Source organism: Flavobacterium sp. PL02 (assembly GCF_035013205.1).
Taxonomy (GTDB): Bacteria; Bacteroidota; Bacteroidia; order Flavobacteriales; family Flavobacteriaceae; genus Flavobacterium.
This window is the reverse complement of the sequence record NZ_JAYGJP010000002.1, coordinates 120,695-139,441: the sequence shown is the minus strand read 5'-3', so window position 1 is coordinate 139,441 and position 18,747 is coordinate 120,695. Positions and strand designations below refer to the sequence as shown.

At 33.1% G+C, this 18,747-nt stretch carries 17 protein-coding genes and 2 tRNA genes; 5 read left to right on the top strand and 14 right to left on the bottom strand.

The features are described from left to right. Nucleotides 1-76: 76 nt before the first annotated feature. The 4 genes from SHI72_RS08550 to SHI72_RS08535 form a co-directional block, all read right to left on the bottom strand. Nucleotides 77-1,408: a DKNYY domain-containing protein gene (locus SHI72_RS08550; RefSeq protein WP_323489709.1), complete on the bottom strand. Its 1,332-nt coding sequence runs from the start codon at nt 1,406-1,408 to the stop codon at nt 77-79. 14 nt (nt 1,409-1,422) lie between these two features. Beyond that, entirely contained in the window at nt 1,423-2,868 is a 1,446-nt protein-coding gene (locus SHI72_RS08545; protein WP_323489708.1) for a hypothetical protein, read from the bottom strand. A gap of 400 nt (nt 2,869-3,268) precedes the next feature. Further along, nucleotides 3,269-3,341 (bottom strand) — tRNA-Met (locus SHI72_RS08540). A gap of 1,061 nt (nt 3,342-4,402) precedes the next feature. Then, entirely contained in the window at nt 4,403-6,820 is a 2,418-nt protein-coding gene (locus SHI72_RS08535) for a T9SS type A sorting domain-containing protein (protein ID WP_323489707.1), read from the bottom strand. A 213-nt stretch (nt 6,821-7,033) separates the two neighbouring features. Here SHI72_RS08535 and SHI72_RS08530 point away from each other — a divergent pair, with 213 nt between their 5' ends. Together SHI72_RS08530 and SHI72_RS08525 are read left to right on the top strand one after the other, a co-directional pair. Continuing rightward, nucleotides 7,034-7,183, top strand: coding sequence for a hypothetical protein (locus SHI72_RS08530; RefSeq protein ID WP_323489706.1), 150 nt, complete (start codon nt 7,034-7,036; stop codon nt 7,181-7,183). A gap of 11 nt (nt 7,184-7,194) precedes the next feature. Further along, on the top strand, nt 7,195-7,467 hold the full coding sequence (locus SHI72_RS08525; protein WP_323489705.1) for a hypothetical protein: 273 nt from the start codon (nt 7,195-7,197) through the stop codon (nt 7,465-7,467). Nucleotides 7,468-8,365: 898 nt separating this feature from the next. Here the strand turns inward: SHI72_RS08525 and SHI72_RS08520 are convergent. The 4 genes from SHI72_RS08520 to SHI72_RS08505 form a co-directional block, all read right to left on the bottom strand. Beyond that, entirely contained in the window at nt 8,366-8,608 is a 243-nt protein-coding gene (locus tag SHI72_RS08520) for a DUF6922 domain-containing protein (protein WP_323489704.1), read from the bottom strand. Nucleotides 8,609-8,716: 108 nt separating this feature from the next. Beyond that, nucleotides 8,717-9,163 carry a hypothetical protein gene (locus SHI72_RS08515; RefSeq protein ID WP_323489703.1) on the bottom strand — a complete coding sequence of 149 codons (447 nt, stop codon included), beginning with the start codon at nt 9,161-9,163 and terminating at the stop codon, nt 8,717-8,719. A 76-nt stretch (nt 9,164-9,239) separates the two neighbouring features. Next, the gene (locus SHI72_RS08510; protein ID WP_323489702.1) at nt 9,240-9,551 is read right to left on the bottom strand and encodes a DUF6922 domain-containing protein; all 312 of its coding nucleotides are present in this window, start codon (nt 9,549-9,551) and stop codon (nt 9,240-9,242) included. A 48-nt stretch (nt 9,552-9,599) separates the two neighbouring features. Beyond that, nucleotides 9,600-10,289, bottom strand: coding sequence for a nucleotidyl transferase AbiEii/AbiGii toxin family protein (locus tag SHI72_RS08505; protein WP_323489701.1), 690 nt, complete (start codon nt 10,287-10,289; stop codon nt 9,600-9,602). 222 nt (nt 10,290-10,511) lie between these two features. Here SHI72_RS08505 and mobA point away from each other — a divergent pair, with 222 nt between their 5' ends. Further along, nucleotides 10,512-10,949, top strand: a complete 438-nt coding sequence (gene mobA, locus SHI72_RS08500) for a conjugal transfer protein MobA (protein ID WP_323489700.1) — start codon at nt 10,512-10,514, stop codon at nt 10,947-10,949. Between the two features lie 398 nt (nt 10,950-11,347). Next, nucleotides 11,348-11,563, top strand: a complete 216-nt coding sequence (locus SHI72_RS08495) for a hypothetical protein (RefSeq protein WP_323489699.1) — start codon at nt 11,348-11,350, stop codon at nt 11,561-11,563. Nucleotides 11,564-11,664: 101 nt separating this feature from the next. Here SHI72_RS08495 and SHI72_RS08490 read toward each other — a convergent pair whose 3' ends face one another. The 3 genes from SHI72_RS08490 to SHI72_RS08480 form a co-directional block, all read right to left on the bottom strand. Further along, on the bottom strand, nt 11,665-11,943 hold the full coding sequence (locus SHI72_RS08490) for a helix-turn-helix domain-containing protein (protein ID WP_059114417.1): 279 nt from the start codon (nt 11,941-11,943) through the stop codon (nt 11,665-11,667). Nucleotides 11,944-12,163: 220 nt separating this feature from the next. Next, entirely contained in the window at nt 12,164-13,408 is a 1,245-nt protein-coding gene (locus SHI72_RS08485) for a site-specific integrase (RefSeq protein WP_323489698.1), read from the bottom strand. Between the two features lie 628 nt (nt 13,409-14,036). Next, nucleotides 14,037-14,111: transfer RNA gene (locus SHI72_RS08480), tRNA-Pro, on the bottom strand. A 150-nt stretch (nt 14,112-14,261) separates the two neighbouring features. Between SHI72_RS08480 and trxB the strand changes: the two genes are divergently transcribed. Continuing rightward, nucleotides 14,262-15,209, top strand: coding sequence for a thioredoxin-disulfide reductase (trxB, locus tag SHI72_RS08475; protein ID WP_039112347.1), 948 nt, complete (start codon nt 14,262-14,264; stop codon nt 15,207-15,209). Nucleotides 15,210-15,359: 150 nt separating this feature from the next. Here the strand turns inward: trxB and SHI72_RS08470 are convergent, their stop codons facing one another. The 3 genes from SHI72_RS08470 to SHI72_RS08460 all read right to left on the bottom strand — a co-directional run bounded on the left by SHI72_RS08470 (nt 15,360) and on the right by SHI72_RS08460 (nt 18,747). Next, nucleotides 15,360-16,193, bottom strand: a complete 834-nt coding sequence (locus SHI72_RS08470; protein ID WP_039118082.1) for a GIN domain-containing protein — start codon at nt 16,191-16,193, stop codon at nt 15,360-15,362. A gap of 80 nt (nt 16,194-16,273) precedes the next feature. Continuing rightward, on the bottom strand, nt 16,274-17,014 hold the full coding sequence (locus SHI72_RS08465; RefSeq protein WP_039118081.1) for a head GIN domain-containing protein: 741 nt from the start codon (nt 17,012-17,014) through the stop codon (nt 16,274-16,276). 2 nt (nt 17,015-17,016) lie between these two features. Continuing rightward, complete coding sequence (locus SHI72_RS08460; protein WP_039118080.1) at nt 17,017-18,747, bottom strand: PspC domain-containing protein; 1,731 nt, start codon at nt 18,745-18,747, stop codon at nt 17,017-17,019.

The following is an 18,747-nucleotide window of genomic DNA, read 5'->3' as shown; positions in this document are numbered from 1 at the left end:
ATAAAGCTTCTTAATTATTTAGAGGCTTTTAAATTAAAAAAGGTTGGGAAGATGTGATTTTTTTTAAAAAATTCTTTCAAAAATCATTTACATTGAACGGTATATTAGTCAAACAGCGTACTGGTTTCCTATTCACTGTAGCCGGTTTCCAACTGGGTATTAATTTTAAAACCCGTACGAATTCTTTTCCTGTTCCATATCCCGGATCACGACGAATTTTTATATCAGACAAACTTCCGTCTTTTTCAATTACAAAACTTGCATACACTTTTACTTTAATGTCATTTTCAATTAGATATTTGGGTACAGCATAATTTTTCTTTACAAAATCGGTAAAACCATTAATTCCTCCCGGATATTCAGGAGAATGATCAACAGCTGTAGTGCTGTAAACTTGATTTTCTGCTTGTTTTAATGCCAACTCACCAGGTGTTAGCGGCAAATTAATTCTAGTATTTCCATACTTTTTATGAAGGTCTACTACATCAAAAGCGGGATCCCAATTGCGATCAAATATTTTTCCGAGAAACCGTTTTGAAACTGTATTTGAAAACTTTACAAGCCAGAATCCATCGATATTTTTAAACAAATAAAAATTAGAACCTGGAGTTTCATCAAAACCACAACCGCTTCTATAACCTGGAAAGATAGCTAACAATTCTATTGCGTTGCTTTTGATGATTTTTATATTTTCACTATATAAGTAATTTTTATCTATTAAAAAATTATTGAAAATTCTAACAGAATTTACGTCAACTTCATTCAGTTTCTGGATTCCTCCTTTATCATCATCAATATAAAACACAACATCTTTATCTTTATAATATAAATGGCTTTTATCAATTGATGTAAATGTCCCAACATCAAAACCCGTGCGTTTGTTTCGAAAATAAATATGATTCTCCTCCTTATAAAAATTATAATCTATTTTAATTTTATTAGCATCTTTATTATTCAACACCATTTTTTGCTTTTTGCCATGATTTCGTGGAAACGTGTCGGCATCTGCACCTTTTAATTCTGTTGTATTTTTAAAAACCTTTGTTTTGGCTTCCCACCAAAGATCTAATTTTTCATTATTTCCTAAAAAAGCAAATCCTGTGGTATCGATTTTTAAAAATTCACCTTTCACAAAAATTCCGTTTTTATCAAATGCAAAACCTTCTCTGCTCAGTTCTTTTGTTCCGAAAGAAGCTGCATCAGCAATAATAATTTTATGCGTATAACAGTCCTGATAAATCACATAATCTTTATTAACAATGTAAACTGGAGTTTCAAGAAAACTACAATTTCCGTAAGATCCGTTTTCAACTTTTAAAAGAGGGTCAACGGTTGCAGGTTCAATAGTATTTTTTTGACAGCTTGTAATTAAGATAAAAGTAAAAAGCAAAATAAGTTTTTCTCTCATGGTTTTTTGTAATTTTAAATATCCAGATATTCTTTTCCTTCTAAATCCAGCCAGCCTTTTTTGCCATTAGGAAATTCAAAACGAGCAAATCCTTTTTCGAAATTCAGCAATTTTGTATATTTAGGTTTCTTATGAAAAGGATAAAGACCAAACAATCCTCTCAATTCAAATTTTAAGATATCATTGTAAATGTATTCAAAACTGTATTTATCAGGGTTTAAAAGATATTCAATCTTACCATTATTAAATTTTGCTATACTTTTATTATGATCTAAAGTTTCTACGATGTAACTATTTGCTGCCAGCAGCGTCTTAACTAAAAAATCATGATTTGAATCCGTTTCAATTTTTGTCTGTTGATCTAAAAAAGCAATATCTTTCAGACTATTGCTCGAACAAAGTATATTTTCGTAACCATAAGGAGTATATCCAGAACCCCCACTAAAATAATAAAACTTAAAATTATCTTTTTCTTTTACGATCGAAACAACAATTTGAGGAACTGTACCGCAAACATACATCGGACGTTCTTTTGGCAGCGAATCAAGTAATTTTCCGCTGCTTTCCAGCCAATAGGTTTGATTGTTTACTAAGGCGCCATATCCGTTATTGGTATGTATTATACCTCTGATTTTTGGTATATTAAGCAATTCACCATTTTTATAATGAGCTTTAAACAATTTTTCTTTTTTGCTTAAAATGAAATTTTCATAATAATAAATTGTGTCGTAAATCGGCTGCATCAGAATTTGATTTCCACTCTCCGATTTCAATCCATATTTATCATTTTTCTTGTAAAGATTTCCCTTTTTATAATTTAATCCTATTGCATTGTATGTATCAGAGATATCAGTTTTACTGATTATTTCAGGCAAAAAATATTGGCTTTCGAATTTAAAAATATATTTATTTTTAATTGGTAAAATATATCCATATGAATATCTTAATTTATTATTTTCTATAATAAAAGCGGTATATTTTTTATTGATCGTAATTGGATGTAAGCTAAAAAATGTTGCATCACCAAGTACAATATCGCCTAGTTCGCTTTTTATATAGCTCCTGATTACAACATTTTCTCTATCTATAACATTCATTTTTTTATTTCCCTCAGGAAAAGAAAACTGTTTTTTTCTCAAATCATCAATAATAGTACTGCTTTTTTCTTCTTTTAAATCAGATAATGCAATCAAATCTTCTTTTGACTTTTTATAATACGTTAAAAGGTCTTCGATAGTATTGAAAGGAGTATCTGCATTTTTTATAACCATTTTCGCTTTACCGGTCTCCGGATCATATTTAAAATTATAAAAAGTCATATATATTCTCCCATCTTCTTCTGTTATAAGTTTATCAGAATCAAATATATATTTTGCCTTTGTATCTATATTATCGATTTGCGCATTTGCCAACCAATTGAAAACTAAAAAAAATATCAAAATTAACCTGTTGTATTTCATCTCTTACCTTTAATTATCAGAATTTGTTTTCGTATTTAATTTTCTTTAAACTGGAAAAGAAAGAAAACTTAACTCATCAAATTAACAATAAAAAAAAGTATTTTGATAAGTTAATTTCCCTTTATAATTATAGATGCTTTAAAATCGAAAAAGGTTGGGAAGGAATGTTTTTTTTTTCGAACTATTTGCTCTAAGACAAAACCAAGTATAATAGATTAGATATTATAGGTGTATCGAAGACAAACTTTCAATTAGAATTTGTTCAGTTAAACTTAACGGGACTCGAACCAAATTCTCTTGAAAATACAGGAGTTTAAAATTTTAAGAAATTAAAACAAGATTTTTCGAACCATAAAAAAAGCCGAGAAATCTACATTTCTCGGCTTTTAATTTTTACTTGTAGCGGGAACGGGACTCGAACCTGTGACCTTCGGGTTATGAGCCCGAGGAGCTGCCTACTGCTCTATCCCGCGATGTGCGTTTTGTAATCTACATAAGGCTACCCTTAGTAGAGGGAAGAGGAATCGAACCATTTTAGCAATTATTTTTTTAGAAAAGTAAGCTAATATGTTGTATTTTAAGTAGAATAATAAAATCCTACGGATGCTTTATTTTAAATTTGAGACTTTATTCATTTCACTTTTTAATTTTAAATTTAACAAATTGAATCATAATTTCAAGCTGTCAAGAAAAGCTAAAATTGGTATAAGGTGTTCGATTTTACTCTCTGCGACTCCAAAAAATGAAATTAAAATTGTATCAAAAGCCTGTAAATCGTATTATTTACAGGCTTTTTTGTTTTGATACTTTTTCAAATTAATCATACAATCCTAAATCAAAGGTGTTAAATTCGGTTACCTCAAAAAAAATCAAATCTAGGGTAACCGAATTTCACGTCATATTGGTAATAACGGCTATTCAAGAGATTAGCATCTTCGCTGTACAGCACAAATAAAACATTTCGGTAACGATTGCAATGCAATGGCTGAAATTCTAATCACCCATATGAAGAATTCATCAGCAACCGTTCTGTCAATACATCACGACAAATTTATCTACCATTGAAATCGAAAAAACCTATGGAAATCGAGCAAGTTCAAGATTAAGACAGATGTTTAATTTGATATCTTTTGGTAGTGAGACCAAGGACAAAAGAACTTAGATGCAACATTGATAATTTTTCAAATAGAATGAAATAATTCCGATTTATAATCTATTTAATTTGCATTGATTTGTTATATATTAAAAAATCACAAAATATTTTGAATCAAGTTTCGTCATGGTTGAAAACAAAAATCAAAATCCTGAACAAAGGTTAAAGATATAATAGATTACCAATTAATTTATTCTAGATGAATGATTCAGGGCAAGAAAAAATTGAATCTTCAGAACCGAACGTAGCAAAAAAACATAATAATATGGCGTTACAAATTTTCTAAAAACATATTTAAAAAAAACAACTAAGTTAAACTTAAATGAAGCTTATTTTTGTACTCCTATTCAAATTTCAACTTTATCAAATGTCTCTGTCACATTATTGACGTACTATTTTCGTATGTTGATAGGTTCCATTACTTTTTATTTTTGCGATGTATATCCCCGTTGCTAAAGAAGCAATATTTAAAGTAATTTCCTGTGTTTTATCTTTAGGATTAACTGTCATCAATATTGTCCCATTTATGTCAAGAACTGTTATTTCATCTATAGGTTCGGTGTGACTAAAATGGATAAAACCATCAGATGGCGTAGGGAATACCTTTATGCCAGATTTTTGTTTAAAATCCTCAGTATCCAAAGTCTGACCACTAAACTGTACATTGCTTACCATTGTGAGATCCATTGGCGCATTATTATAGTAATTATTCATATACCTGCCACAATGTTCTAAAGTAACATCTAAAACTGTACCAGCATATGCTGTTAAATCATAGTTTAATGTTACATAAGCATCATTATAAGAGGTAGTTGGGTTTCGGCTGGAGCCTTGTTGGACTCTGTTTACCAATACTCTGAACCAAGAAGTATTTTTGCTATAGTAATATTTTTGCTTCATTGTGATTGCCAATTTCAAACTACTTACGTTTGTCGCATCAACTCTAAAAGAAATTCCTGATGTGAAAGCCTTGTTGTCATTCCATGCCTGCTTTTCTGTAGTAGTTGATCCACCAACCCAAGCTGAGCCATTTCCTTGTAGTTTTTGATAGAAGTTTAATGCATTCGAATACAAAAATTGTCTCGAAAAATCTTGTAATTCTGGAGCATAATTAGTTGTAGCGGTTGTGAAAAGCTGTTGATATGGTACTTTTACTGTAGTAGGATTAGTCGATTCTATTATTTTCTTCCATTCACAATAACTGTTTTTATACTTGTTTCTAATATATATATCATAGGATTTGGCAACTGTCAGTCCTGTAATGGTAAAAAACTTGTCTTTTGTGACCGTACCAGAGTTTGGAGCAGTCATATCGTGATCGACCCATGCCACTTCCCATTCGTCGGCAGCAGAAGTCCAATTGAGTGTTATGCTATTTTCTGTCCTTGCGACTATGATCTTTTGCGGAGGATTACAAACTGGCATTTCAATTAGTTTTACATTATCTACAAAGGCAGTATTATACGGAGAAGCTTCGGTGGTATATCTACCAAGATGTTCCATAATCAAATCAAATTTGGTTCCATTTGATTTAGATAAATCAATCGTTATGGTTTTAAATTCGTCGGAATTGTCGGTAGTTGATGTATAAACTCCAGAAATTAGTGCGTAATCTGAGTTCGTTATTGTCGCGATTCTGAATTTGGAATCTTTTGTCTGCCTCAGATCAAATTGAAGTATCGGATTTCCAGTATAATTGGTTAAATCAATGATAAAATAAGCTCTTGAAATGAACGACGGATTGTCATTCCAAGAATCGTTGGTAGTTGTTTTCCATTCCCCGGACTTTATCACATCATCTGTTCCTCTGAAAAGTATGCCGTTTTCAGAATTTGAAGCCGCAATTGGTGAAATGTAAACTCCGACAGTTTTACTTGCCGTCAGAAAATAGTCGAATGTATTATTACCGTCAAAGGTAATGGTTGTAGGAACCTTAAGATTATAGGGGTCAGTAGTAAACTGCTGAGAGTAATAATTATTAGGTGTAATGTCACAATCCGTTTTGCGGTAGAAAGTATAGCCAGTAGCGGGTTGCAGATTTTCCAACAGCACATTTTTTCCATTAACAACTTTATAGGTAGTTGGCATAGGATCTCCCAACTTTTGAATCATATAGCGGAAGGCAGGCGATATAACATTACTGGGCCAATTTGCCAATACAGATGTAGCAGTGACGATACTAAACGTACCATTATAGAATGGTTCGCATCGTTCCAAAGATCCTCCAAATTCGGTACACGCATAAGCGTTTTCATATATAGCTGCTTCACCAGACATTGTCATTCGGGTTCTTGTAGGTGGTTTGTTGTAGTTTTTAACCCCTTTGAAAGTTGTAAATTGACTGGCAGTTTTTCCAGGTTCTATTTCCTGTACATCGATCACTAGATTTTGTCGACCATCATAGTAAAAAGGTTTATCGAATGTTAAAATGACAGTATTTCCAGACCCGCTGATTCTACCATTAAAAACTTCGGTAAGTTCACTATCTGGGATATTGGGATCACCTTGAGCAAATTCTGTTTTATTGGTATAACCTATTGCTACACGCCATATAGTGGAGTTTTCAAAAGTAGAAGATGAAAATTCTAGAAAATATTTAAGTGAAGTGATAGTACCTCTAAAACGCATCTCATCAGGGTAATATATTGTTTGTGATCTTGAATATTCGGCCTGCACTGTGATAGGCTCGTAAACCATGTCAAACTTAGTTCCTACAATTACATTCGACAGTTGTTCTGCTTGAGAAAAAGTATTTGTTGAAATCAATAAGCTTATTAGAAGATAAAATGTAGTTTTCATTGTCTTATTTTTAAAGATGCTCGAATTTACAAAATAAAGTAACTGCGAGGTACTTTGAGGCCTGTTAATAACAAGGATTCTCTATTTAACGCCAATATAAGCTTTGGAAGATATTCTGACCTTATTGGTTCAATAAAGGATTTATTAAAAATTTGTCTGCATACGCTTTATAACAGTGGAACTCAAAACTCAGGGCAGATTATAGATCCCACAATGCATATGATAAGTGTTTTAGAAATGGCAGTACAGTTACTACCCTGTACCGAAGGAGAAGCGCTCGACGCTATGCATAAATATGTATGGGAATTTGATAAAAATAAAGAAACGGATAACATGTCCGGCGATAATAAAATATCAACTTAAAGTAAAAGATTATGGAAAATGATAAAATCAAATTAAATGAGTTTATAGAAAACCCAAAGCAGTATTTTGTACTTCTCAAACCAACAGTAGAAACCAGAAATGATTTGCACAATATTGAAATAAATGTAGAAGGATATAGAGACCTCTTTTGTATGATAATGGATCTGCTTAAAACAGCAAAATTTGCTCTGGACGGAATTGAAGTGAGTATGGATAGTAATATCAATACGGAAAGATATGTAGAAAGTCTGCTTAGAATAATTGAAATGCTGGTCCCATTGTAAGAAGCGGAACTACTAGACAGGCTTTACCAAATACATCTAGATGAAAGTAAAAACAACGTTTTAAATTAACTTGTTTCCATCTATAATTTTAACAAAACGGCGACTTTGGAGACGTTTTCCAGCCCCCGGCAGGGCAAGTGGTTTTGAGATGCGGAAAGTATTTCAAGCATCTCAGAACACAACTTGCTATTTTCTCTCGAAAATATTATTATCAATAGTTTTTAATTGAAAGGGCTTGATGCCCTTTTATTGTTTTGTCCGTATTTTTTAATTTCATGATTGTGTTTAGGTTAAAATCAGTTGTGGCAGGGTCATATTAGATATTGTTTTTGAAAGTCCCTGTCTATATAATTTTGCTTCCCTAAATTCCAGCGGTCTTAATGATAATTTTTTCATCGAACTCAAAATATATAAATATGTACAGTATAATTTACGTATTTATGCGCATCTGCTGATACGTATTTGTGCGCAGATGAATTTCTGTAGGGATGGTCAGATATAAAGCTGTAAATAATATTATAAGTAAGTGTACTTGTAAAACTGTAAAGGAGTATGTGTGTACATACGTTTTTATGTTTTTATAGTTTTACATAAATACTTCTCTGTATAAATAAGTAAATACAGTGCTATTTAGATATGTACAACCATAACTATTTTCAAAAGAAAACAGAAAAACCCGAAAAAAGAAAAAGAAAGCAATTTCGCAGGACGGGATGTAGGCAGGCCAAAAGGAATCGGAATAAGTCCCGAAGGGTGACTTGTGAGCATGCGAGCAAGGCATTATGCCGAAGTCTTTTTGCCAGACTAAGACAGCCCGTCATACCTTCGTTTTCTTTTTATTTCTTCGGAAAAATATAAAGTAAAAAGAATCTCGTGTTTAATAATTTAAGGAACAGGATTAAATCCAGTGATAGGGATTGTCCTTGCGGTTAAGATAGCAGTACATTTCTTCCTTTTTAAGTTCGGGAAAGAATCTTATAGCACGGTCAATGGCATAATTGGGAAGGAAATAGATTTCGTCACGAATAGTTTTGATAACTTTTTCATGTCCATAAAAATGCACGATTTTATCTATCTCATCCTGTTTTCTATGTTCTATGATACGGACAATAATAGTTTTATAGGCTTTCTCAAAGTCCATAGCATCTATATCGAAATCCCAAAAAAAAGAGAGGAACCAAATTAGGAACTCTGTTATTTTTTTTAACTACTGCCAAAATATGAAATCAATTAAAAAAAGATATTTAACCTAAACGCCCACTTTATCATATAAAGTAATGTTCTTTTTAATCAAATGTGTTTTCAATTCTTTCCATGTGCTATCTCTTAAACTGCATGCTGGTATAACTTTTTTTGAATCAAAAGTTTCTATTTTTAAAGAGATAGCAGATTTAGGAGGCTGTACAATTGATATGCTGGAAATAGAGTCAAACTCTATTTCATTTGTTTTCCAAAACCAAATAGGATTTTTTGATATTAGTTTTTTATCCGTTAAGATAAAATAATTCATTGGTAATGTGAAAATTGAAAATAAAACAAAAAAAATGGGAAAACCGACCCAGCCTGCAGCACTTCCTGCTAAAATGCCTTTTATAAAATATACGCAGACGAAAATAAAAAATAGGATAAGTATTATTGCGCTAAATGTTGAAATGAAATTTCCGGTATAAATTTTATGTTCATTATTGTTTTTCATAGACAATCGAATAGACTGATAAATTATAGTGAAAGGTAGGGTTTGAATATTTATTTCCGATGGTTTAACACTGAAACTAAATCCAGTGGTATGGCTTGTCCTTGCGGTTGAGGTAGCAGTACATTTCTTCCTTTTCGAGTTCGGGAAAAAATTTAAGGGCATCTTCAATGGCATAGTTGGGCAGAAAGGAAATCTCTTCACGGACTGCCTTAATTACTTTTTCACGACCATAAAAACGCACGATTTCGTCAATTTGATCCTGACCTCCACGCTCAACAATACGGGCAATAACCATTTTATATCCTCCATCCCAATCAATGCTGTCGAATCTAAAATCCCAGAAGAATTTAGGGTGAAGATTGGGTATTTTTCTAGTTAATTTCTCCATTGTTTTTTGAATAATGGTTAGTATCAAATATAAGCATTTTTTGCTGAATTACCTGCGAAAACCTCTCTTTTTATTGGGGTTAATTGGTAAATCCTGGCTTTCTGATTTAAATTTATATAAAGGATTTTTTACTGCCAGTTCCAGACGTTTTTTAATGTTTTTCCAGTTCTGCTCTTTTTCTTTGAGCATGTCTACACCGTCAAATGTGGTAATCTTGTCATAAGTATTCAGGCCTCTGCAAGCCCAGTATGGATTTTTATCATATTTTCTCTGATAGGCTTGCAGATAAAACTTTAGAGGTTCTTGCTCAAGCATAAAGTACATGTCGACAAAATCCTTGTATCTGGTACCGCTCTGATGGATTGCATGGAGTTTCATTGCCCCAATATCTTCATTAGAAATCATGCGGACTCCTTCTGCTGTTTCCACAGAATTCAGGAGAGGGTAATTGTGTGTAACAATATCGACTTTTATATTATCGATGAAGGTAAGAACTGTGTTATTGTAGAGTCTGCTTATCTCTTTATTTGCGTTGTAAGTGGTATGCAAATATTTGAGCATCGCCTGCGGATCAAAATCTTTTGTTGTAAAAAGATCTATGTCTACCGATAAACGGTGTCCTAATCGTAAGGCCAGCGCCGTACCGCCAACTAATATGTGGTTTTTTAAATTTTCATCTTTCATAAGCCTTTGGAGAAGTTCCCACATTTCCGAAGTAACAGTTTCTTTGCAGAGCATAATTTTATATTTTCAGAAAAATTAATTCTGAAAAAGCCCTACTCTCTTGAAGTGTCCTCTATCGGCTTTATTTGACAGAGGATGTCCAATCCTAAAGATATAAGACTGTATTTGGAATAGCTAAGACAAATACTTCCAAATACTCCCAAGTACTTCCACAGTAGGTTACCACTACTGATTATAAAATATATTGGTTTTTTAGTAACACTATTAATTAAAGTCATGAAAAATGAAGAAAAAAAGAACCCGCATAAAGGGGGCAGACCTTCCAAAATAGATCCCGCAGTCCACCGCTATTCCATCAGTCTTACTGCAGAAGAAAACGCACGTTTCCTGACTCTTTTCGAAACATCAGGGATGCATGTAATGGCACACTTTATTACAGCGTGTATTTTTCAAAAAGGGATCAAAACAATTAAAATTGATAAAGCGACTATGGATTATTATATGCGCCTTACCTCCTTTTACAGCCAGTTTAGGGCTGTCGGGGTAAATTATAATCAGGTTGTCAAGATTTTATATCAAAAATTTTCCGAAAAGAAAGCTTCGGCATATCTGTACAAACTCGAAAAGCAGACAATAGAATTAGCTGTTTTATCTAAAAAGATAATACAGCTCACAGAGGAATTTGAAGAAAAGCATATGAAAAAAGAGTCTTGATATGATAGCGAAATTCTAAGAATAGTAGATTTATACTAGTGTCGATTCATGTACAATGTATGAAACATGATTTTTTAGTGTACCCTATATAAAGAATTGATAAGATACATCCGTAAGATTTTATTAATTGCTGTTTATCAAACGAATGGCTATATACTGCCACAGCTTTAGTTTATACCATCATAAAGTGTCAGTGTGCATTTTTTGTTTTAAAGATTACGATCTTAAAAGATAAAGAGTACCAGCGAAACTATTAGTGAAATGACTTTAAGCATGCATTTTTATAGTCATTAAAATAAGTAATGATGTGTAAGTAGTAAAGATCGTGAAAATGGTCTTTTGCCGTTTGCAGCAGAAGGTGAAAGATAGCAAATAAATAAATTAATAAAAGAAGAATTATGGGAGGTAGAAATTTCGTAAAGCAACAGGCTGAAAGTCGGGATATAAGACTCGAACAAAAAGAAAACAATTTTTGCGATCAGAAACAAAAAGCTGAAAAATTAACTATTGAAGAATTAAGAAGGTTTAAAGGTTTTGAAACAGTATCAGAATCGGAGGGACAAGATATAATTGAACACCTGTTTCGGTTAGCAGTAATAGTTTATAATTTTTAAACTAAAATTATGAGTATTGAATGTATTTATTAAGTGGCTCGAAAGGTTCATAAGAAAAGATTTTGTAAAATTATTGGAAGAATGTGAATCAGAATCTCAATTTACTTAGTATTGCTTACACCGTCCATCAGTTTTTGGATATCGTCATAGCGGTAATACATAAGTCCGCCAATTTTATTGTAGGGAAGAGTGCCGTTTACTCTAAGATTTTGAAGCGTTCCAGCCGAAATACTTAGAAGTTTACGCACCTCATAACTTTTAAGCCATACGCGGGTTTCCTCGCCTTTCTTGCGAGGGTATTGTTGATATCGCTTGATTTCTTCTAGCAATTCTTTTTTAAACTTTTCAAGGTCATCTCTTGTAATAAGATCTACATTCATAATACTCAGTTTTACATTACTATGTCATCACCATAATAGTATTGGCTTCAGATCGAAACAAAATAAAAGTATAGTAGCATTAGAAAGCACAAATGTGTTCTGTTTGGCAGGCATTTGCTCTTTTTTTCTGCTAAGAAAAATCATGATCAAATCAAATTAGATTAAAGCAATAGAAAGGCAGTCTTTAATTTAGACTACCTCTATCAAAGTTCCTAAGCTTTCAATCGTCTAATAAATGAGTAGACATCCGCTGTTTAAGTTTGTGCATATCCTCGCTGAGTTTTTGTTCAACCACCTTAGCATAGATTTGAGTGGTACGGATGCTTGTGTGCCCGAGCATTTTTGATACGCTTTCAATAGGTACTCCATTGCTAAGGGTAACAGTAGTTGCAAAAGTATGCCGTGCGATATGAAAGGTGAGAATTTTTGATATTCCGCAGAGGTCAGCTATCTCTTTCAGATAGCCGTTCATACGCTGATTTGAAATTACGGGAAAAACTGTACCGTTATTAAGTGCCCTTGGATCATCTATATATTTTTCCATTAATTCTATCGCCTGTGGCAGAAGCGGTACACGTACGCCAGTATCTGTCTTTGCCCTGCTCGTAGATATCCAAAGCCCGCCGTCTATACCTGTAATAATCTTGCTTGGGGTTAGTTCAGCTAGTTCAATATACGAAAGACCAGTGTAGCAGCTATACAGAAACATATCCCGAACATTTCTCAGCCTTTCGATTGTAAATTCTTTATCTACCAGCGATGCAAGTTCTTTACCGTTCAATGATTGCCGTTCTACTTTGTCAAAATGTTTTTTGAAGCTGGCAAAAGGATCTTTAACAAGCCAATCCAGCTTGATAGCCATATTTATCATTTTTCGCAGCCTTTCGATATGCTTCATGATGCCGTTGTTATTTAGTGGCTTTTGGTGATCCTTGGGAACATAATTAAATAGATAGCGTTCAAAATCCAGAATAAATTTGTACTTAAGCTGCGAAAGGGCAATATCATTTCTGTAGAGTTTCTCCCTTAGGAATGTTTTTAAGTACCGTTGCGTGGTATGGTAATTCTTCATGGTTCCCTGAGCAAGTTTATGCATCTGCTGTTCATTATGATATTCCATCAGAACCATTAGAGTTGGAGTTGTGTTGTCCGTGCCCATTACACGGTCGCGTATAGTAGGGCCGTCTATAGCAGCATCATTCAGTAGCATCTGCTGATAGGTATTTATGATTTTTGCCTTGAACTGGTTAAGAAAAATGTTGAGTTCAGTAATTTCTTTGCGGTTTCCCTTAGCCATGCCTTTTCTTTCATCCCATTCAGCAGCCTTAACGGAACGCTTGACTGAAATCTCAGTCCGTTTTCCATTTACCGTTACTCGGGCACAGATAGGAGCCGAACCTTGCATCGTAGTTTTTTGGGTCTTTAGGTAAAAGAGGACCCCGAATGTAATTCCTGCTGTTTTCATATCTCAAAAATTTAATGTTTCAGATCAATTGCACATTAAAGGGGTCCCAAGAAAGCTGGATTTTCTTTTGAAAAACTGCATAATTTGAGAAGCACCAAATGTTAAAATTTTAGTACAACTGATTGATTTTCAAAATATTAAAATGAATTTTGGAACCTAAAGATAAAAAAAGAAAAGGGGGTAGCCGAATAGGTCCCATTTTCTTTGATATAACTTGAATATTTTGGAGTTGAATAAAAAGAAAAACCCCTTAAATCATACGATTTAAGGGGTTTTGACTGCCTTTGAAAGGCTCTTTAGTCGGGGTGGCAGGATTCGAACCTGCTGTCTTCCCGATTTTAAATCGGGACGCGATAACCATTCTCTTCTCTGTTTGTTTATATTTTAGCTTAAAGTAGAAATAGCTTTTACTTTAGTTTATTGCAAAAAAAAAAAAGTCTTTTCAAATAAATGAAAAGACTTTTGTCGGGGTAGCAGGATTCGAACCTGCTGTCTTCCCGATTTTAAATCGGGACGCGATAACGGTTCTTTTCTCTGTTTGTCGATGTTTTATTTTAAAGTAGTAATAGTTTTTACTGTAGTTTATTGCAAAAAAAAAAGTCTTTTCAAATAAATGAAAAGACTTTTGTCGGGGTGGCAGGATTCGAACCTGCGGCCTCCTGCTCCCAAAGCAGGCGCGATAACCGAGCTACGCTACACCCCGAAAGCGGCTGCAAAGATAGACATTTATTTCAGTTGTCAAAACATTTTTTGAAAATAAATTTTATTTATTTCTATATAGTTATTTAGGATTTATTTAAGGCTCTAATTTTTATAATATAGATTACATTTGCATCTCAGTAAAATTAAAATTATGTCAGATACAATCGAAAAAATTAAATGCCTAATTATAGGTTCTGGACCAGCAGGTTATACTGCGGCTATTTATGCTGCCAGAGCTAATATGAATCCAGTTTTATATCAAGGAATGCAACCTGGAGGACAATTAACAACTACAAACGAAGTTGAAAATTTCCCTGGTTATGTTGATGGAGTTACTGGACCAGAAATGATGATACAATTACAAAGCCAAGCACAACGTTTTGGTGCTGATATAAGAGATGGTTGGGCTACCAAAGTTGACTTTTCTGGAGATATCCATAAAGTTTGGATCAACGATACTATCGAATTACATTGCGAAACGGTAATTATTTCTACCGGAGCATCTGCTAAATACCTTGGATTGCCATCTGAGCAACATTATTTAAAAATGGGTGGTGGAGTTTCAGCTTGTGCTGTTTGCGACGGATTCTTTTACAGAAACCAAGAAGTTGTAATCGTAGGAGCAGGAGATTCAGCTTGCGAAGAAGCACATTACTTATCTAAACTTTGTAAAAAAGTAACGATGTTGGTAAGAAGCGAAAAATTCAGAGCTTCAAAAATTATGGAAGATCGTGTTCGTAAAACCGAAAATATCGAGATATTAATGAACCACGATACTGTAGAGGTAGTTGGAGACGAACAAGTAGTTACTGCTGTAAAAGCAAAAAATAAAACTACTGGTGAAATTTTTGACATTCCAGCAACAGGATTCTTCGTTGCAATTGGTCATAAACCAAACACAGATATCTTTAAAGATTTCTTGACTCTAGACGAGACAGGTTATATCATTAATACTCCAGGAACATCATTAACAAATGTACCAGGTGTTTTTGTAGCTGGAGATGCTGCTGATCATGTATATCGTCAGGCAATTACTGCTGCAGGTACAGGATGTATGGCCGCATTAGATGCTGAAAGATATTTGGCTTCAAAAGACTAATTAGTTCTTTACAATCTATAAAAAAAGTCCCATTCGCCGCGGCGAATGAGACTTTTTTGTTTTTATACTTATAGATAAGGTTTCGACTCCGCTCAATCTGACAATGCTATGTTATCATATATTGTCAAATTAACTTAAGACGAGATTTATTTATTTCAATCTTTTTATCAGTTTTGCTTCCTCAGAAAAACGGGTAAGTTCAATTTTAGGTGTTCCCAAAAGCTGAACTTCGGCTTTATCTCCAGCTGCAATAGTAATGGTAGTTTCTGCAAGTAAGCTACAAGTAGAATAACTCTCGGCAGTAAGATTAGCATTTTTTACAGTAAATTTATTTCCTGTTAGTACAGAGTTGTTATCCAGTCTAAAAGTTCCATTAGTAGCAGAACCTTCAATAGCTGCATTGGCTTTTTGATATAAATCACATTTAAAATCTGTTGCAACAACCAATGCTTTTAAACCAGCATTTTTACTTAATTGCACACTTCCATTTTCTGATTTTAAATTTAGTTCCGTTTTCGATTTATCATCAGCAATCAAAGCAAATTTCTTAGAATTTACATTCAAAAATAACTTCGAGTAATCTACAGAGTTAAAAGTAATATCATCAAGCTGAACTTCCTGAATGGCATTTACTACAGTCGCATTTTTTGCAATAACTTTAATTAAATCTTTAGTATAAGTTACTCTTACAATTAGCTTTTTAAAGATACTAGCATCTTTAGATGTGTAAAGACGAAGCAATTGTCCGTTTAAATCCATGCCAATAATTTCATGAAGATTATCGTCGGCTTCAATCTTTATTTCGTTTTTTTCTCCACGTTCTAAGTAAACTTCAAGATTGTCATTAACTTCAAGACTATTAAATTCGCCTACTTCTTTGGTTGCTATAGTTACTGTTTTTGAACCTTTTATCTTTTCTCTTTTTTGTGCAAAAGTTGCTGTAGTAACAACTAAAAGCAGGAGTGCTAGTGTGTAATTTTTCATTAAATTTTGTTTTTTACAAATATAAAAAAATCATCCACTTGCGGTGGATGATTAATATAATTTTAAGTACTATTTAAGTATTAGTCCTGATCGATGCTTCCGCCAGAACTAGATTTTTTTTCTATAGATTTTGGGACAGAGTTGTAATTAATATTTCCTCCGCTGCTAGCATCAGCTTTTAAACTTACTATTGGGTGTACATATACAGTAGCTCCACTAGAAGCTTGTGCTTCAATTTCGTTTGCTAGCAATCTTTTTGCACTAATATCACTTCCGCTAGATGCAGACACATTTAGTTTTAATGCTTTTCCCTCAATAACTATTGAGCTACCGCTACTTGTCTCGCAAGTAATAGCATCCGATTCTATGTTTAGACTCATGTTTCCAGAGCTTGAGGCATCCAGACTAATATCTTCGCCTCTTAAAACATTCTGACTTTTTACAGATGATCCACTCGAAGCTTTAATCTTATCAATGAAAGGCATTTTTACGATAACCCTTTTAGATTTTATATTTTTAAAAGAGTTGTAGTCAGATTTAATAACCAAAGTATTTCCTTCCACTCTTGTGGTAATTCCGTTTATCAAATTATCATCAGCTTCTACAGTAATTTCAGTTTTGTCTGATTGTTCAATTACAAGATCTATAGCATTGCTAACAGATACATTTCTAAAATCTCCCTGAACCGTTCTTTTTTCAGTAATAACTTTTCCGCTTCCTACTATCGATTTAAAATTATTCGAGTAGTTACAAGAAGCAAACAACAAAGCTGTTAAGGCAACAACTATAAACTTGGTAATCCACATAATTATCTTGATCATGACTAATTAATTTTAATTATAACTCCGTTTTTGTCTGTTGTTAAGCGTCCTGAAGTTTTCTTTCCGTTCAAGACTTCTTTTCCGTTTATTTTAACCGATACTTCATTTATAGTATCATTTGAATCGATATCTTCAATATCTTCAACATCATCAAATTCATTTTCAGAGATAGGGCAGTTCAAACATTTAACTTTAGAACTTTCTACTTTATAAATGTAATTATCAGAACTGAAATGCAAATTAAAGAAATTGTCATCAGACTCATCATAATCTTCTACCGAAGCATCTGGTTTTAGTAATTGACCTTCTGGTAAGTATAAATATATTTTTACTTCTTGGTCTCTAAATTTATTTTTAATATCAGTAAGAAGGTAATTGTCTAGTATAAGCTGGTTTCCTTTTATTTCAAATTTATAGTTTATTTTTTCAGCTCTTTCCTTAGCATCAATGTATGATTTTCCTCTTGCAGTCTTTTCTATCTGAATGTAAGCTGTTTTTTCATCAGTGTGCAATACTCGCAGGTTAACATTAGTTGAATAGATTAATTGATGGTTTGCCGAATCCTGTACAAATTCAAAATCTCTGTGATGATCAAGATCTTTAGAGAAATAATCATTGTATTTAAACTTTACAAAAAGAGTATCAGTAGTTTTAATGTTTATTGGTTGCTTTTGTACCGTTTTGTTGTCATATGAAATTTCTGTAGCTTGTTTTATTCCAATACTTATTGCTAATGCCATTGCGATAATCCATACAGCAAGAAGCGTATATTTTGCTATGTTTCCTATAGATTTCATGTTTGGCGCTAATAATTTAAATCCTAAAAGCGTCAAGAAAAAGAACGGAATTCCAACAGCAAAGAACATTAATAAACCAAACATCCAGATAGGATAATCAGTAAAGTTTCCAGCATCTACAAAGTTTTGCCAAGGGAACTCAACAAAAAGATTAGTTCCTAGAGTAAAAACCCCAATAAGTAATAAGATTAAGGTAGAGATACCCGACATGATTAAAATAATTCCTAAAAACTTAGCAAAGATTTTAAAAACAGTCATGATAAAATCACTAAAACCACTTCCTAGTCTTTCAGCACCCGATTTTACCTGGTTTCCCATTTTATCATAATCGGCATTTTTAAATTTATCCGAAAAAGACTCAATTTCCTCACGTACCTTTTTTTCGATATTCGAAATCGTAACCGGTTCACCAGTCATTTCTAGTTTTTCCGAAGTTGTTACAGCTTCGGGAGTTACAATCCATAATACGATATAAGCAAGTATTCCAGTTCCAAATCCAGCAAAAACAAATATCAAGAACATGATTTTTAACCAAACAGAATCTATTCCAAAATAGTGACCCAAACCAGTTGCTACACCACCAATCATACCTTTTTCTTTATCACGGTATAATTTTTTAGATTTACGAGTTCCAGAATTGCTAAATGATTGATGAGATGCATTAGATTCTTCCTCGATAATGTAGTCCTCAGGTTGTCCCATTACTGCAATAACCTCATCCACATCTTTTAATCCCACAACATGTTTTTCACTTTTTTGTTTCTCGGTTAATAATTCCGATACACGCATTTCAATGTCTTTAATGATTTCATCTTTACCAGAAGAGTTACCTAAAGAACGTTTTATAGCGTCAAAATAGCGCGTCAGTTTCAAGTATGCATCTTCATCTATATGAAAGAACATGCCTCCTAAGTTAATATTTACAGTTTTGTTCAT

What these genes read in the sequence shown, in the direction of transcription:
- SHI72_RS08550 (WP_323489709.1), bottom strand. Translation starts at nt 1,408, where the DNA reads ATGAGAGAAAAACTTATTTTGCTTTTTACTTTTATCTTAATTACAAGC.
- SHI72_RS08545 (WP_323489708.1), bottom strand. Translation starts at nt 2,868, where the DNA reads ATGAAATACAACAGGTTAATTTTGATATTTTTTTTAGTTTTCAATTGG.
- SHI72_RS08535 (WP_323489707.1), bottom strand. Translation starts at nt 6,820, where the DNA reads ATGAAAACTACATTTTATCTTCTAATAAGCTTATTGATTTCAACAAAT.
- SHI72_RS08530 (WP_323489706.1), top strand. Translation starts at nt 7,034, where the DNA reads ATGCATATGATAAGTGTTTTAGAAATGGCAGTACAGTTACTACCCTGT.
- SHI72_RS08525 (WP_323489705.1), top strand. Translation starts at nt 7,195, where the DNA reads ATGGAAAATGATAAAATCAAATTAAATGAGTTTATAGAAAACCCAAAG.
- SHI72_RS08520 (WP_323489704.1), bottom strand. Translation starts at nt 8,608, where the DNA reads ATGGACTTTGAGAAAGCCTATAAAACTATTATTGTCCGTATCATAGAA.
- SHI72_RS08515 (WP_323489703.1), bottom strand. Translation starts at nt 9,163, where the DNA reads ATGAAAAACAATAATGAACATAAAATTTATACCGGAAATTTCATTTCA.
- SHI72_RS08510 (WP_323489702.1), bottom strand. Translation starts at nt 9,551, where the DNA reads ATGGAGAAATTAACTAGAAAAATACCCAATCTTCACCCTAAATTCTTC.
- SHI72_RS08505 (WP_323489701.1), bottom strand. Translation starts at nt 10,289, where the DNA reads ATGCTCTGCAAAGAAACTGTTACTTCGGAAATGTGGGAACTTCTCCAA.
- mobA (WP_323489700.1), top strand. Translation starts at nt 10,512, where the DNA reads ATGAAAAATGAAGAAAAAAAGAACCCGCATAAAGGGGGCAGACCTTCC.
- SHI72_RS08495 (WP_323489699.1), top strand. Translation starts at nt 11,348, where the DNA reads ATGGGAGGTAGAAATTTCGTAAAGCAACAGGCTGAAAGTCGGGATATA.
- SHI72_RS08490 (WP_059114417.1), bottom strand. Translation starts at nt 11,943, where the DNA reads ATGAATGTAGATCTTATTACAAGAGATGACCTTGAAAAGTTTAAAAAA.
- SHI72_RS08485 (WP_323489698.1), bottom strand. Translation starts at nt 13,408, where the DNA reads ATGAAAACAGCAGGAATTACATTCGGGGTCCTCTTTTACCTAAAGACC.
- trxB (WP_039112347.1), top strand. Translation starts at nt 14,262, where the DNA reads ATGTCAGATACAATCGAAAAAATTAAATGCCTAATTATAGGTTCTGGA.
- SHI72_RS08470 (WP_039118082.1), bottom strand. Translation starts at nt 16,193, where the DNA reads ATGAAAAATTACACACTAGCACTCCTGCTTTTAGTTGTTACTACAGCA.
- SHI72_RS08465 (WP_039118081.1), bottom strand. Translation starts at nt 17,014, where the DNA reads ATGATCAAGATAATTATGTGGATTACCAAGTTTATAGTTGTTGCCTTA.
- SHI72_RS08460 (WP_039118080.1), bottom strand. Translation starts at nt 18,747, where the DNA reads ATGAACAAAACTGTAAATATTAACTTAGGAGGCATGTTCTTTCATATA.